15 protein-coding genes are annotated in these 15,168 nt (G+C 49.3%); 10 read left to right on the forward strand and 5 right to left on the reverse strand.

Features of this window, described 5'->3' with window-relative positions:
- Nucleotides 1–9: 9 nt before the first annotated feature.
- The gene (gene fabF, locus IEY24_RS30785) at nucleotides 10–1,263 is read right to left on the reverse strand and encodes a beta-ketoacyl-ACP synthase II (RefSeq protein WP_188939137.1); all 1,254 of its coding nucleotides are present in this window, start codon (nucleotides 1,261–1,263) and stop codon (nucleotides 10–12) included.
- A gap of 43 nt (nucleotides 1,264–1,306) precedes the next feature.
- Nucleotides 1,307–1,543, reverse strand: a complete 237-nt coding sequence (locus tag IEY24_RS30790) for an acyl carrier protein (protein ID WP_015813362.1) — start codon at nucleotides 1,541–1,543, stop codon at nucleotides 1,307–1,309.
- A 232-nt stretch (nucleotides 1,544–1,775) separates the two neighbouring features.
- On the opposite strand from IEY24_RS30790, the gene kdsA reads away from it, so the two are divergent.
- From kdsA to IEY24_RS30810, 4 genes are read left to right on the forward strand one after another with little or no spacing between them, the layout of a single operon-like run.
- On the forward strand, nucleotides 1,776–2,588 hold the full coding sequence (gene kdsA / locus IEY24_RS30795) for a 3-deoxy-8-phosphooctulonate synthase (protein WP_188939138.1): 813 nt from the start codon (nucleotides 1,776–1,778) through the stop codon (nucleotides 2,586–2,588).
- Entirely contained in the window at nucleotides 2,585–3,277 is a 693-nt protein-coding gene (locus tag IEY24_RS30800; protein ID WP_188939139.1) for a phosphatase PAP2 family protein, read from the forward strand. Before kdsA ends, IEY24_RS30800 begins: the two co-directional genes overlap by 4 nt.
- Nucleotides 3,278–3,337: 60 nt before the next feature.
- Nucleotides 3,338–3,796 (forward strand): GyrI-like domain-containing protein, encoded by a 459-nt coding sequence (locus tag IEY24_RS30805; protein WP_188939140.1) that lies wholly within the window; start codon nucleotides 3,338–3,340, stop codon nucleotides 3,794–3,796.
- Nucleotides 3,797–3,832: 36 nt separating this feature from the next.
- Nucleotides 3,833–4,372, forward strand: coding sequence for a DNA-3-methyladenine glycosylase I (locus IEY24_RS30810; RefSeq protein WP_188939141.1), 540 nt, complete (start codon nucleotides 3,833–3,835; stop codon nucleotides 4,370–4,372).
- A 59-nt stretch (nucleotides 4,373–4,431) separates the two neighbouring features.
- Here the strand turns inward: IEY24_RS30810 and IEY24_RS30815 are convergent, their stop codons facing one another.
- Together IEY24_RS30815 and IEY24_RS30820 are read right to left on the reverse strand one after the other, a co-directional pair.
- Nucleotides 4,432–5,250 carry a glycerophosphodiester phosphodiesterase family protein gene (locus tag IEY24_RS30815; protein WP_188939142.1) on the reverse strand — a complete coding sequence of 273 codons (819 nt, stop codon included), beginning with the start codon at nucleotides 5,248–5,250 and terminating at the stop codon, nucleotides 4,432–4,434.
- Nucleotides 5,251–5,381: 131 nt separating this feature from the next.
- Complete coding sequence (locus tag IEY24_RS30820; protein ID WP_188939143.1) at nucleotides 5,382–6,299, reverse strand: PfkB family carbohydrate kinase; 918 nt, start codon at nucleotides 6,297–6,299, stop codon at nucleotides 5,382–5,384.
- A gap of 191 nt (nucleotides 6,300–6,490) precedes the next feature.
- Here IEY24_RS30820 and IEY24_RS30825 point away from each other — a divergent pair, with 191 nt between their 5' ends.
- From IEY24_RS30825 to IEY24_RS30835, 3 genes are all read left to right on the forward strand, one after another.
- On the forward strand, nucleotides 6,491–6,874 hold the full coding sequence (locus IEY24_RS30825) for a DUF5618 family protein (RefSeq protein WP_188939144.1): 384 nt from the start codon (nucleotides 6,491–6,493) through the stop codon (nucleotides 6,872–6,874).
- Nucleotides 6,875–6,898: 24 nt separating this feature from the next.
- Nucleotides 6,899–8,401 (forward strand): cysteine--tRNA ligase, encoded by a 1,503-nt coding sequence (gene cysS, locus IEY24_RS30830; RefSeq protein WP_188939145.1) that lies wholly within the window; start codon nucleotides 6,899–6,901, stop codon nucleotides 8,399–8,401.
- A gap of 202 nt (nucleotides 8,402–8,603) precedes the next feature.
- On the forward strand, nucleotides 8,604–9,638 hold the full coding sequence (locus IEY24_RS30835; protein ID WP_188939146.1) for a M28 family peptidase: 1,035 nt from the start codon (nucleotides 8,604–8,606) through the stop codon (nucleotides 9,636–9,638).
- A gap of 45 nt (nucleotides 9,639–9,683) precedes the next feature.
- Here IEY24_RS30835 and pbpC read toward each other — a convergent pair whose 3' ends face one another.
- Nucleotides 9,684–11,984, reverse strand: coding sequence for a penicillin-binding protein 1C (pbpC, locus tag IEY24_RS30840; RefSeq protein WP_188939147.1), 2,301 nt, complete (start codon nucleotides 11,982–11,984; stop codon nucleotides 9,684–9,686).
- 164 nt (nucleotides 11,985–12,148) lie between these two features.
- Here pbpC and glpK point away from each other — a divergent pair, with 164 nt between their 5' ends.
- The 3 genes from glpK to nuoK all read left to right on the forward strand — a co-directional run bounded on the left by glpK (nucleotide 12,149) and on the right by nuoK (nucleotide 15,130).
- Nucleotides 12,149–13,648, forward strand: coding sequence for a glycerol kinase GlpK (glpK, locus tag IEY24_RS30845; RefSeq protein WP_188939148.1), 1,500 nt, complete (start codon nucleotides 12,149–12,151; stop codon nucleotides 13,646–13,648).
- 216 nt (nucleotides 13,649–13,864) lie between these two features.
- Complete coding sequence (locus IEY24_RS30850) at nucleotides 13,865–14,674, forward strand: 3'-5' exonuclease (RefSeq protein WP_188939149.1); 810 nt, start codon at nucleotides 13,865–13,867, stop codon at nucleotides 14,672–14,674.
- A gap of 102 nt (nucleotides 14,675–14,776) precedes the next feature.
- Nucleotides 14,777–15,130: an NADH-quinone oxidoreductase subunit NuoK gene (gene nuoK / locus IEY24_RS30855; RefSeq protein WP_090154958.1), complete on the forward strand. Its 354-nt coding sequence runs from the start codon at nucleotides 14,777–14,779 to the stop codon at nucleotides 15,128–15,130.
- The last annotated feature ends 38 nt before the right edge of the window (nucleotides 15,131–15,168 follow it).

Below are 15,168 nucleotides of genomic sequence, written 5' to 3' on the forward strand. Positions count from 1 at the left end.
GAGATTTAATCAGTCTTCGTACTTTTTGAAAACGACTGATGCATTATGACCTCCGAAACCGAATGTGTTACTCAAAGCGATATTTACGCGACGTTTTTCAGCTTTATTGAATGTCAGCTTCAACCGCGGATTGATTTCCGGGTCGTCGGTAAAGTGGTTAATGGTAGGCGGCACGACCTGGTCTTTGATCGCCATGATACAGGCGGCAGCTTCGATGGCTCCTGCTCCTCCCAATAAATGCCCTGTCATCGATTTCGTAGAGCTGATATTCAGATCATATGCATGCTCGCCGAAGAATTTTTCTATGGCTTTGATCTCCTGCGGATCACCGATCGGGGTTGATGTGCCGTGGGTATTGATGTAATCGATTTCCTCAGGCTTGATACCCGCGTTTTCGATCGCATTTTTCATTACAATAAAGGCTCCTAGTCCTTCCGGATGCGGGGCTGTGATGTGATAGGCGTCGGAAGACATACCGGCACCGATCATTTCGGCGTAAATGTTGGCCCCGCGTGCTTTCGCATGTTCGAGTTCTTCCAAAATAAGCGCTGCGCCACCTTCTCCGAGCACAAAACCATCACGGTCCCTGTCATAAGGACGCGAGGCAGTTTCAGGCGAATCGTTTCTTTCGGACAATGCCTTTAATGCATTGAAACCGCCCACACCGGCAATCGTAACTGCCGCTTCCGAACCGCCGGAGATACACACGTTCATCAAACCGAGTTTGATGTAGTTGAATGCATCGATCAATGCGTTGGTCGCCGAAGCACAGGCCGAAACGGTGATAAAATTGGGTCCCCGGAAACCGTACCGGATCGACAATACGCCGGAGGCGCTGTCGACGATCATTTTCGGGATAAAGAAAGGATTGAAGCGGGGTGTCCTGCCGTTCTCGGAGAAGTTCATCACTTCTTCCTCGAAAGTTTTGAGGCCACCGATACCGGAGCCCCAAATTACACCGGCTTTGTCGAGATCAAGCGTATCTGCGTCAAAGCCGGCGTCCTTCATCGCTTCATCAGCCGCGATGACGGCGTATTGTGTAAAGGGGTCCATTTTACGGGCTTCTTGCCTTGGGATGTAATTCGTAACGTCCAGGCCTTTCACTTCACACGCAAAACGGGTACGAAACTTTTCAGCATCGAACCGCGTGATGGGGGCTGCACCGCTTACGCCTGCAACCAGATTTGACCAAAAGGTAGGAACATCATTGCCAACGGGCGTCAACGCGCCCATTCCTGTAATTACAACTCGCTTAAAACTCATAAAATTGGGACAGAAATAGAAGATTGTACTGGTAAAAACCGGATTACTTCACGTTTTCTTCCAGATATGCAACAGCCTGACCAACTGTACCGATGTTCTCTGCCTGATCGTCAGGGATAGAAAGATTGAATTCTTTTTCGAATTCCATAATCAACTCAACGGTGTCTAGAGAGTCCGCTCCCAAGTCGTTCTGGAAGTTTGCTTCCGGTGTAACCTCCGACTCTTCTACGCCGAGTTTTTCGACGATAATTTGCTTAACTCTTTCTGCAATTGCTGACATTTTATAATCACTTTTTGGTTAAAATCGCCACAAAGAAAGATATTTCAGTTCACTTTTTCAAAAATTTTTTAAACAGGCCATATTATTGCACAATCCCTGTTTAAAATAAAAAAAAGCAGGAAATCAGCCAATTATAAGGCATCTGTTTCAAGAAATCGATTGATTGCAAACAGAACATTACGGATAGCCGTACATTCGCGAAACATTTATCAATATCTATACCAACACCAGTATGATCTCGATACCGAAGCTGAAAAACACCGATTCGACCTCCTTTTTCCTCATGGCCGGCCCCTGTGCGATCGAAGGACGGGATATGGCCCTGCGAATCGCCGAGCATATCGTGACGGTTACCGACCGCCTTCGCATTCCCTATATATTCAAAGGTTCTTATCGCAAAGCCAACCGCACCAAGATCGATTCGTTTACCGGGATTGGTGATGAAAAAGCGCTGAAAATCTTGCAAGAAGTAAGTCAGACTTTTGGCATTCCTACTGTAACCGATATACATGAATCACACGAAGCCGCATTTGCCGCTGAGTATGTCGATGTTCTGCAAATACCCGCATTCCTCTGCCGCCAGACAGAACTCCTCGCAGCCGCAGCGCGCACAGGTAAGGCTGTGAATGTGAAGAAAGGGCAATTCCTTTCGGGTGCTTCGATGAAATTTGCTGCCGAAAAAATCAATGAAGTAAATCCGGACGCCCCAGTGATTCTCACGGATCGAGGCAACAGTTTCGGCTATGGCGATCTGGTTGTAGATTACCGTAACCTGCCCGAAATGGCCGCATTCGGCGTACCCGTAGTGATGGACTGCACGCATTCATTGCAACAGCCCAACCAAACCTCCGGCGTAACCGGCGGCAAGCCCAAACTGATCGAAACGATAGCCAAGGCAGCCATTGCCGTGGGCGCCGATGGTCTTTTTATCGAGACCCATTTCAACCCCGCCGAAGCCAAATCCGACGGCGCTAACATGCTCCCGCTCGATCAGCTGGAAGGGTTATTGGAAAGACTCGTACGTGTGAGAGAAGCAATCTTATGATCCCAAAATTTACAAAGGCATATTTGATATGCCTTTTTCTTTGTCTGCAAATCCTTCCGCGGTCCGCATTTGCGCAGGAGGATTCTACCAAACTTTGGAAAGTGACAGCCGGGGACATTATTCCCCCTGTTTCCCTTGGACTCGCCGGCCTTATCGTGCAGGGCAAAATCAGTCGGAATTTGCAGGAGCATGTGGTTTCTAAATATCCCAATTATCATACGCACCTGGACGACTACCTACCGTATGCGCCGGGCGTGGTAAGCCTCGGGCTTGCATCGGCGGGCGTAAAAGGGAAACATAAGCTGGGCGATCAGGTAATCCTGGCTTTGCTGTCGAACATCATCGCGCAAGGCGTTACGCAAAGCCTGAAACGCATTGTGCGTTACGAGCGGCCTAACGGGGAGGATAACCATTCATTTCCATCCGGACACGCCACGACCGCATTTACCAACGCCACGATTCTGCATGAGGAATACGGCCAACGAAGCGTATTATACAGCATAGGCGGCTACGGAACGGCCACGGCCGTAGGGACAATGCGGGTCCTCGGCAACCACCACTGGCTGGCGGACGTGCTCATGGGTGCGGGTATAGGCATAGGTGCAACGAAAGTCGTGTATATCAGCTACCCCTGGCTGCAACAGCAGGCGCGAAGAATAAAAGCCAGGCGGCACAGTGAAAAAAACTGAATGCTGCTGACATAGGGTTGTCATTCGAAGGTTTGAATTTTGTGGAAACATCTGTTAGCCATGCAAACTAAAACCATTCAACCTATCCACGTTTTGTATTTCGAAACGCGGACTTCGTTCCAGGAAATTTTTCAGTATGTACGTGTAGAAGCCCGGAAACTGTATCAGGATGCGGTTCGCAACGACCTCGAAATTACCGGCCCGGTTTACTGGGTTTACCAGGGTGCGGACGGACGCCCCGATACGGTTTTCACACTCACCATTGCATTACCTGTCACGCCACCTTCACACACTATTGATTCACCTTACCAATTGAAGCAGCTCGAAGCATTTGAATGCATTACCGAGCAGCTTTACGGAAATTGGGATGGGCTGATTAATACTTACGGTTCGCTCTTCAGCGAGATCATGTCCCAAAAGCTGGTCATGTCGGGACAGAGCCGGGAGATTTATTTGAATATGGATTTTGAAAATCCGGACCGGAATATTACCGAAGTACAGATCGGTATTTTGAAATAAGCTATTTTAAAGGACAAGATCCTAAAAATCAACGCGATGTCATATTGCACTTACATCATCAACAACCCCTCGGAGCAGGCTGATTACCTGCTCCACAAACATTACCACGACAACCAGTACGGCTTCCCGATCGACGATGACGACGAGCTATTCGGGCGGCTTTTGCTGGAAATCAACCAGGCCGGGCTTAGCTGGACGCTAATGCTCCGGAAGCAGGACAGTTTCCGCGCGGCTTACGATAATTTTTCCATCGAAAAAGTGGCTGCTTACGATGAATCCGATCGCGATCGGCTCCTCGCCGATCCGGGCATTGTCCGGAACCGGTTGAAAGTGAACGCCGCGATCGTGAATGCGCAGAAGATTCTTGAATTGAAAAAAGAATACGGGTCGTTCAAAAGCTGGATCGACGCACATCATCCTTTGACCAAAGAGCAGTGGGTTAAGCTGTTTAAGAAGACTTTTAAGTTTACCGGCGGTGAGATTGTGAACGAATTTTTAATGAGTACCGGGTATCTGCCCGGAGCGCATGACCCGGATTGCCCCATCTATCATACCATTACACCGACATCCCACTAGTAGTTAATCTGGTCGGGAGATAGCATTTCAACCTGATCTTTGATCTATTCCCTCGAATGCTATTGAACATTTCCCTTTATATACGACACCAGTTCCCCCGGCTTGTCTGTCTGCAAACCCTGCACCCCTTTATGCAATGCCTCGCTCCACGAAGCCGGTCCTTCGGTAGGGCTTTGAACGTCGAGCCAGACCGATAGGCCAAGTTCATGCGCGGCTTTGAGCAGTTCAGGGTTGGTAATGTTGTCCACAACCTGAATATGCATTTGACCCAGAAATGCAGCCAGCTGTTCTTTGTTTGTAACTTCTTTGGGAAGGCTGGTCATCAGCGGCATGTCGGGCGCTACTTCTTTCCACTTTTTGTATTGCTCCTCCTTATTTAAATAAACCACTACCTGATGCTCCATCCCAGTGGCTTTGATTTGCTTCCAGGTTTCGGATATGTCGGCGTCCTTGAAGTCGAGATAAATGTTGATTTTGCCTTTGCAAAGCGCTAAAATTTCCTTGAACTCGGGAATGCGGTGCGTCTTTTTGTTGCGGTTGAAAACCTGTAATTCTTCCACTTCCTGCCAGGTCATATCTGCTACTTTCCCCGCTCCATTGGTAGTCCGGTCAACTTTTGCGTCGTGCAGGGCTATGAGGTGGCCGTCTTTGGTTGTTCTCAAATCTACTTCCACATAATCCGCACCACAGTCAATGGCTTCGCGTGTGGATGCCAGCGTATTCTCCGGCGCATTCACATGGTTGCCCCGGTGGGCGATCACGATGGTTTTGTGTTTGGAGTGCGGTAATGCAGGGCGTGCATGCTGTTGTGCGAATGCAGGTAAAACGGGTGCGGCGCAAGCCACCAGAAGGAAGATTTTTTGAACAAACAGTTTCATCGGGAATTTCAGGTTATCAGCGGGGTTACAGTTTTTTCCATCAATCGGGCCCATAGGCCGGATAAAAAAAGAGTCTATAAGCAGAAATATAATTCCAACTCACAGACTCATTTACTCTGAATTTTAAACTTTTATTGTATCTCGAAGCTCGACAAATTCACAAATTCCTGAACGCGCGCATTGATTTCCTCTTGTGAAAGGTTCACCAAACGCTCGGTACCGAATTTCTCCACGCAGAAAGATGCCATCGCCGAGCCGTAAATGATCGCACGCTTCATATTATCAAAAGAAATATCATCGGTAGCAGCAAGGTAACCGATAAGCCCGCCCGCAAATGTATCTCCTGCGCCGGTCGGGTCGAACACTTCTTCCAACGGCAATGCAGGTGCGAAGAATATACGGTCCGCCTGGAACAACAACGCGCCGTGCTCGCCTTTTTTGATGATCAGCGTTTTGGGGCCCATCGCCATGATCTTCTTCGCAGCTTTGCGTAAAGAGTATTCACCCGAAAGCTGGCGTGCTTCCTCATCATTAATAGTAAGCAAGTCAACCAGTTTCAAAACGGCTTTCAAGTCATCCAGAGCGATATTCATCCACAGGTTCATGGTATCGAGCATGATCAGCTTCGGGCGTTTCGCCAGACGCTCGATCACCAGTTTCTGAGTTGCCGGGACGGTGTTGCCCAGCATTAGGAACTCGGTACCCTGGTAGGAATCCGGAATGATCGGATCGAAATGCTCCATGACATTCAGCTCGGTAATCAGCGTGTCGCGGGTGTTCATATCCTCATGGTACTTACCCGACCAGAAGAACGTCTTGCCATCCTGCACAATCTCCAAACCTTTGGTGTCCACGCCGTGATCTTCGAGCAGGTCTATCATTTCCTTTGGAAAATCACCTCCCACAACTGCGACGAGGTTATTCTGTTTGGTAAAGTAAGAGGCCGCTAGTGTGATGTAAGTGGCAGCACCGCCGATAATTTTGTCTGTTTTTCCAAACGGGGTTTCGAGCGCATCGAATGCAACAGATCCTACGGTAAGTAAGCTCATAAGTGATTACTGTATTGATTTTAAGTTAGTTTCAAACTGGATTTTAAATGCAAAAACGCTGCGAAGATAAACAAAACGGCCGAATAGCCTCTCCCCGCCAGCTCATTCTCGCTTAGACTACAAATCAATCTTGGGTTATTTGCTATTTTTGTCTGAATCAAAATAATACACCACTCTAATCACATACTATCATGGAAGCAATCTCAGAAGCAAGACGACACATTGACAATGCAAAGGATTTTCTCAGCAACAATGCAAGGAAGCAGGATGGACTTTATCAGGACCGGAAGTATGTCAAAATCGCGGGACACACAGCGTACACTGGAGTGTTGTTGGCATTGAACGAACTTTTAGAAGAGAAAAACAAAAAGACGCCAAAGAGTGTAGAATGGTATCAGCAAGAGCTAGGCCGAGTTGATAAAACACTTTTGTCAAACTTTACTGGGGCCTACGAAATCCTCCATATTGATATGGGTTATCAGGGAATCCGAAGCGCCGATACCGCATCATTAGGTCTGAAGAAAGCCGAAAAAATCATCGATTGGGTCGAAACGCGTCTCGAAAAGAAAAACTAGTAATCAAGAAAGTACAACATATAAATGACCGCACAAACTTTCCAACCACTTAAAATATTCAATACGCTTACCCGTAAAAAGGATGTATTTGTTCCCATTGCTCCCCCGTATGTAGGCATGTATGTGTGCGGGCCGACGGTCTATAACAATGTGCATTTGGGCAACATCCGGACTTTCCTGTCATTTGATATCCTGTTCCGTTACCTGACGCACATAGGATACAAAGTGCGTTACGTCCGCAACATTACCGACGTGGGTCACCTCGTGGGTGATGGCGACGCAGGCGAGGACAAGATCGGGAAAATGGCGAAGCTGCAAAAGCTCGAACCTATGGAGATCGTGCAGCGGTATACCAATGATTTTCATGATGTTACCGCGATATTCAACCTACTTTCGCCTAGCATCGAGCCTACCGCCACCGGCCACTTGATCGAGCAGATCGAGGCGGTGCAGACGCTGATCGATAAGGGTGTGGCCTATGAATCCAATGGTTCGGTTTATTTCGATATTAATAAGTACCAGGCAGGCGGCAACGAATACGGTAAGCTTTCAGGACGCATTATCGAAGATTTGCTGAACGAGACCCGCGACCTCGACGGCCAGGCCGAAAAGCGTAACCCGCTGGATTTTGCGTTGTGGAAAAAGGCTAACCCGGAGCACATCATGCAATGGGAATCGCCCTGGGGCAAGGGCTTTCCCGGCTGGCATTTGGAATGTACCTGCATGAGTGCCAAATATTTAGGCAAGCAATTCGATATCCACGGTGGTGGCATGGACCTCAAATTCCCACACCACGAATGCGAGATCGCACAAGGTAAATCGCTGACCGGCGAAGAGCCTGTCCGGTATTGGATGCATACGAATATGCTGACCGTCAATGGCCAGAAAATGTCCAAGTCGCTAGGCAACTCGTTTCTTCCTGCAGAACTGTTTTCAGGAAAGCACGAATTGCTCGACCAGGCTTACAGCCCGATGACCGTGCGTTTCTTCATGCTCCAGAGCCAGTACCGCAGCACGCTTGACTTCTCGAACGATGCATTGAAAGCCGCGCAAAAGGGCTATAAAAAATTGGCCAACGGCCTTCGCATTGCCAAAATGCTCACCTACGCGCACGAGGACGCCGTGAATGCCGACGAAGCAAAAAAGTCCGACATCGAAAAGTCGATTGAAGGCTTTTACAACGCTATGAATGACGACCTGAACACGGCCGTCGCATTTGCCAATCTTTTCAACATGCTGAAATACATCAACATGCTGAATACCGGCCAGTTGAAATCAGCTGCACTGGGCGAGGCGGTATTTACTTCGCTGAAAGAACAGTTCGTAGTATTCTTCGAGGACGTGCTCGGGTTGGTAGAGGAGCTCGCCGAAGGCCATGCAATACTGGACGGCATGCTGAAACTGTACCGGGAATTTAAACTCTCGCAGAACTACGAAAAAGTGGACGAAATCCGTTCTTACTTCAAAAATCAGGGGCTGGTGATCCGCGACACCAAGACAAGGATCGACTGGGCGTACGAGGAGTAGCTAAAAAAGGACGGCCGCTACTCGCATATTTTATTGGGGCACTGCTGATAGTTGGTGGTGGTACCTGTGTGGGTTCAGACAAAAAGGTTGTGTCAATTGCCAGGCCCTTTTTCCGAAGAAAGCGTTCCTTCTATGGGCGATGCAAAGTACGTCGTAGAGGTAAATACAGGTTTTACAAAACGTAACAATATCTTATCAGGAGATGTCATTTCTTTTCAATAAATTCATTAACAACAAGTTAGCTATCCTATTTGCAATCATCATTGGCATTTACGGATGTAAAAGCAACACGAGTTCCGAGCAAACCGCCGAACAGGCACCGCCTGCGCTCGTCAAAAGTGCGGATTTCAATGCCGACAGCGCTTACCAGTTTGTACAAAAGCAGGTCGATTTCGGCCCACGCGTGCCCAACACTGCCCAGCACAGGGCTTGTGGTGATTACCTTGTTGCCACTTTGAAAAAATATGGTTGGCAGGTCGTCGAGCAGCCATTTACCGCCACTACCTACGACGGTACCAAGCTGAATGCGCGGAACATTATCGGAAGCTTTAACCCCCAGGCAAGCAAGCGCATCCTGCTGACGTCGCATTGGGATTCACGACCGTTTTCGGACCAGGATTCTTTGGTGAAAAACAAACCGGTACTAGCAGCCAACGACGGCGCCAGCGGCGTGGGCGTATTACTTGAAATCGCACGGGTGCTTTCCAAAGAGGCTACCAAGCCGGATATAGGCGTCGATATCATCTTTTTCGACGCGGAAGACTGGGGTTCGTCGGGCTCCGAAGATACCGGATTGGAATACAGCGGCTTCTGCCTCGGCTCGAAGCATTGGGCGGCCAACAAGCATAATCCTAACTATACAGCCTATTTCGGCGTCCTGCTCGACATGGTGGGTGCGAAAGACGCTACTTTTTTCAAAGAGGGTTATTCCGTTCAATTGGCCAATGATACGGTAAGGCAGGTATGGGCGACCGCCAGTCGCCTCGGTTACAGCAACTATTTCATTGACGAAACCGGCGGTGCGATCACCGACGACCACGTGCCCGTCAACAAAGTAGCCCGCATTCCGATGATCGACATCATCCACACGCACCAGAATAACATGAGCAAAACGTTCTTCGACCAATGGCATACCGCACACGATACGATGGAACACATCGATCCGAAGACATTGAAGGCAGTCGGCCAGACGCTCGTTCAGGTGCTGTACCAGGAAGCGAAAGATCAGCCGCTGTAATGATGGTCAGAAAAAGTCAGGTGTTGTCAAAACCACACCTGACAGCTACATCCGTTTGACGACGACCCAAATGTCGGCATTGCGCCCCTTATCGTCGCTGCAGGAAATCTTAACGCGCCCTAGCGGCGGACTCAGGAAGACGCTTTCCTGCGGCGGTGATTTTTGGTATAATTTATCATTGACATACCAATAAACTTCCTGCACATCATTGGCCGCCTGGCAGGCGAGCTGGATTTGCTGCGGCTCATCCTTGCGAATATAATATTCACTTCCGTCGTTCGGGCTGACGATCAGCGGCGCTCCTTCGTGGAAAACCCTTTCGCATTTCGGATTATGGGGCGGAATCTTTTGATAAGGCAATTTTTGCAATTCATAAAATGCGATCAGTTCCGGCGCGAGGTTAGGATAGGCTTTTTTTTCAAGGCCCTTTTCAGGAAGACAATAGGTGCAGTAGGACATTTTTCCCGCCACGTCCGTAAAAACCCAGCGCATATGCTGGCATTTCCGGTAAGCAGAAACGCCCACGATGTATTGATCAGGAACCTGGTGATCGCAGAAGTCCGACGGAATGTCGCCGCTCACGGGGCAAACATTGCGAAGCGAAATATTGGCCGGCGATTTGTACCAGCCCTTCGGCGAGTTGTAATCCAATGCATTGAAGATTGAAAACAGCAAAGGCGTGGCAGTATTGGCGCCGCTGAGCTCGGCGACCCCTTCTCCCGAAAAGTTTCCAACCCAAACCCCTACAGTGTACCGGCGGTTATACCCAATGCTCCATGCGTCCCGTTTTCCATATGATGTCCCGGTTTTCCAGGCAATGCGTGGTAAATGGTAGGTATTGTCAAAATTAGTAGGTAAATCAGGACGGGTGATCTGGGTCAGGATGCTGGTAGTGAGGAATGTAGCATCTTCCGACAGAACCGGGGTTCCTTTTTTATCCAAAACATCCCCGTCGCTCAGTCGCAGGTTGCGCAATTTACCCTCATTGGCAAATGCCGCAAAAAGCCGCGTCAATTCTTCCAAAGTAACCCCGCAGCCGCCCAATATCATCGAAAGGCCCAAATCTTTGGCCTGCTTATCGACGGTTTTGAAACCTGCTTTCCGAAGTTTGGCGATCAATGCGGGCGTGCCGATGTCTTTCAAAACTTTCACGGCGGGTATGTTCAGCGAATTAGCCAATGCAAATTCAGTAGTAACCGCCCCATTGAAATGCTTATCGAAGTTTTCAGGTTCATACCCATTGAAATTCCCCGGAACATCATTCAAGACCGACTTGGGCGTGATAATGCCTGCATCGAATGCGGTTGCATATAACAACGGTTTCAAGGTACTCCCGGGCGACCGCACGGCCCTCACGCCATCGACCTGACCACCATCGAACGGATTATTGAAGTCCGCCGAACCTACGTAGGCCTCCACTTCCATGGTTTCATTGTTCACGACCAGCACCGCTGCATTATGGATATTCATCAATTGCCGGCGGTTGATGTAGTTTCTCACCTGCTCTTCGATCTGGCTTTGCGCTTGCAGATTGAGGTTCGTTCGGATTACCGGTTCATCAGGAAATTGCTGTTTGAGACGGATAGAAAGGTGCGGGGCAAGGCGTGGCGTTTGGAGGCGACGAATATTCAAAGGCTCTTCCAATGCATCACGGATCACATTTTCGTCGAAAAGGCCGTCTTCCGCGAAACGTTTCAGCCAGGCATTCCGGGCTTCACGCAATGCGTCGTTGCGCGTACCCGGGCGCAGGCCCGACGGGCGGTTGGGCACGATCGTCAATGCGGTGATCTCGGCGAGGCTTAGCAGCTGCGGCGCTTTGCCGAAATAGAGCAGCGAGGCCGCTTTAATACCTTCTATATTGCCGCCATACGGTACGAGATTAATGTAAAATTGGAGGATCTCGTCTTTGGAATAATGCATTTCCAATTGAAATGCATGCCACATTTCCACCACCTTGTTGGCGTAAGTTCGGGGGCGCGGGTCCATCAGCCGCACCACTTGCATCGTGATGGTGGACGCGCCGGAAGTTCTTCTTCCCGAAAATGCATTTCTGACGGCCGCCCGAACGACGGCGAACGGGTTCACGCCGGGGTGGTAGTAAAAATACTGGTCTTCTTTATAAATGAGTGTTTTCCGAAGTAGTGGTGTGATTTCGTCCACATTCGAATAGAGCCGCCATTTATCCTCCCTACTCAAAAAAGCATGGACTACGCGGCCTTTCGGGTCGGTGATCTGCGTCGCATAACGAATATCGGGGTTGAAGGGAAAGGCCAGGTCGAGCGCAAAAAATACGAGTATGAGGCAAATCAATGCCAATAACCCTTTTCTGACCTTGCTGTTTTTCATGGGAGGATGTTTGTAGCCCGATTAGGCTGCAATATAATACAGCCAACGCCGCCAGACGGTTTTACCGTGCTCCGTTCAATAAAATTGCCCGTGCATTTGTCCTGATCGGTTAATTTTCCCTATTTACTTGCTTTACTACAAATAAAATCAATCATAATACCATTATGTCCAAATACATTGCCGCCATTGACCAGGGAACTACCAGCACACGCTGCATACTTTTCAACCATCAGGGGAATATCGTTTCGGTAGGACAGAAAGAACACGAACAGATTTACCCACACCCGGGCTGGGTGGAGCATAACCCCACCGAAATCTGGAAAAATACCCTGGAAGTAATTGCCCTGGCGCGGATCAACATATCGGCACACACGCAGGATATCGCGGCGGTGGGCATTACCAACCAGCGCGAAACGACGGTCGTATGGAATAAGCGCACCGGGAAGCCTTATTATAATGCCTTGGTTTGGCAAGATACCCGGACCACCGACCTGGTAGCGAAATATGAAAAGGAAGGCGGCCTCAACCAGTTCCGCGACATTACCGGGCTGCCCGTTTCTACTTATTTCAGTGGTTTAAAACTGAAATGGCTGCTGGAAAACGTAGAAGGTATTCGTGAAGACGCTGAAAAAGGCGAGGCAATTTTTGGGAACATGGACACATTCCTGATCTGGCACCTTACTGGCGGCACGCAGGGCGGCATTCACGTGACGGACGTTACCAATGCCAGCCGCACGCAGCTGATGAACCTGCGCACGCTGCAATGGGACCAATCGATGCTGAACGCTTACAATATCCCCGAAATCATGCTGCCTGCGATTAAAAGCAGCAGTGAAATTTACGGCTATGCCACCCATGAGGTGCTTCCCGGCGTACCCGTTGCCGGCGACCTGGGCGACCAACATGCCGCATTGGTAGGTCAAACCTGCTTCGAACCCGGAATGGCCAAGAATACCTATGGTACCGGCTGCTTCCTCGTCATGAACACGGGTACCGAGTTGAAAACTTCCGAAAACGGCCTGTTAACAACCATTTCCTACAAATTCGGCGACCAACCGGTGCAATATGCGCTGGAAGGCAGCGTGGCAGTTACTGGCGCACTCGTGCAATGGCTCCGCGATAACCTCGGACTGATCCAGAATAGCGGTGATATAGAACCGCTTGCCCAAACCGTCGAGGATAACGGCGGCGCCTATTTCGTACCTGCATTCTCGGGCCTGTACGCGCCTTACTGGCGCAACGACGCCCGCGGCGTGGTCGCAGGCCTTACGCGTTACGTGAACAAGGGGCATATTGCACGTGCGGTACTTGAAGCCACTGCTTACCAGACGGCTGATGTCGTAAAAGCCATGGAGCAGGATTCCGGTATCCAACTCGCCAGTCTGCGTGTCGATGGCGGCATGATCCACAACCAGTTGCTGATGCAGTTCCAATCCGACATTCTCAACACGCAGGTAGTTTCCCCGGCCGTGGCCGAAACGACTGCACTAGGCGCAGCGTACGCCGCCGGACTGGCCGTAGGCTACTGGAAAAGCACCGAAGATTTGAAGAAAAACTGGGCCATAGCCCACACCTGGAACCCCGATATGCCGGAAGAAAAGCGGAATGCTTATTACAAAGGCTGGAAAAAGGCGGTAACGAAGTCGTACGATTGGATTGATTGATATCATATGTGATCAGGTATTGTCAGGTGTAGTTATCATTGTCAGTTCTGATCAGGAGTTGTGGACGAAAATTCTCCTCTCTTGACTACTCTTTACCGCAAATGACTACACCTGACCACGCCTGACCTTTTTTATAATCTTTATAAACAAGCCCATTCCTTGTGCCATCAAGCGGTTCACCTTAACTTCGCGCTGCCAAATCAACCAGAGTAACCCATGCATACCCTCCATCTCAAAAAGCCCCTTGCTTTTTTTGATCTTGAGACAACAGGAGTAAATATTGTCCGCGACCGCATTGTAGAGATTTCCGTTGTTAAAGCATTGGTGAATGGCGAGACTGAGATGCGCACCCGCAGGATCAATCCTGAAATGCCTATTCCGCTGGAAAGCAGCCTCATACATGGCATTTACGACGAGGATATCAAGGACGCGCCGACCTTCAAAAGCGTTGCCAAAAACCTTTCTTCATTCCTCGATGGTTGTGATCTGGCGGGTTTCAACAGCAACCGTTTCGATATTCCCATGCTCGTGGAAGAGTTCCTGCGTGTCGGGGTCGACTTCGATATTAAGAACCGGCGGATGGTGGATGTGCAGCGCATTTACCACATGATGGAGCCTCGCAACCTATCGGCGGCTTACAAATTTTATTGTGGTAAAACCCTCAATAACGCCCACAGCGCCGAGGCAGATACCATCGCGACATTCGAAGTTTTACAAGGACAAATCGAAAAGTATCAGGGTGTTATCATCACCGATTCGCATGGTAAGGAAACCGAGCCGGTCAAAAACGATGTGGCTGCGCTGCACGAACTTACCGCTTCCAGGATCGTCGACTTCGCCGGCAGGATGGTGTTCAACGACAAAGGCGAAGAAGTTTTCAACTTTGGCAAGCACAATGGCAAGCGGGTGACCGACATCCTGAAAAACGAACCGTCGTTTTTCGACTGGATGATGAAAGGCGAGTTCCCGCTCGACACCAAACGGAAATTGACGGAGATTAAATTAAGGGGATTAACCCAACGTTGACATAATCGCAGCTCAGGTTTGAGTAAGTAGTAATTATGTCTATTTTTGCCTGAAATCTATTTTTGACTATTTTAACCGGATATCCCATTAGGTAAACCTGCTATGATCCCAAACCCTACCATGCCAGAGGTTAACATACCAGCGGTTATTCAACATATCCCACTTCAAAGCTACCTGATTCTCGCTACCCTGTTATTTGTGATCGGTATCATCGGCGTACTTACGCGCAGGAACGCCATCATCATTTTTATGTCGATCGAATTGATGCTCAACGCCGCAAACCTGCTGCTGATCGCATTCTCTTCCTACCGGTCTGATCCTTCCGCTCAGGTTTTCGTGTTCTTCATTATGGCTGTCGCCGCCGCCGAAGTGGCCGTGGGGCTCGCCATTATCGTAATGATTTACCGCAACACCAGAAATACGGACATCGGGTTCCTCAACAAGCTGAAATGGTAATTATCGGCACATAACCGGTACACAATCAAGAGATTAAA

It is taken from the genome of Dyadobacter endophyticus (genome assembly GCF_014641595.1).
GTDB classification, from domain to species: Bacteria; Bacteroidota; Bacteroidia; order Cytophagales; family Spirosomataceae; genus Dyadobacter; species Dyadobacter endophyticus.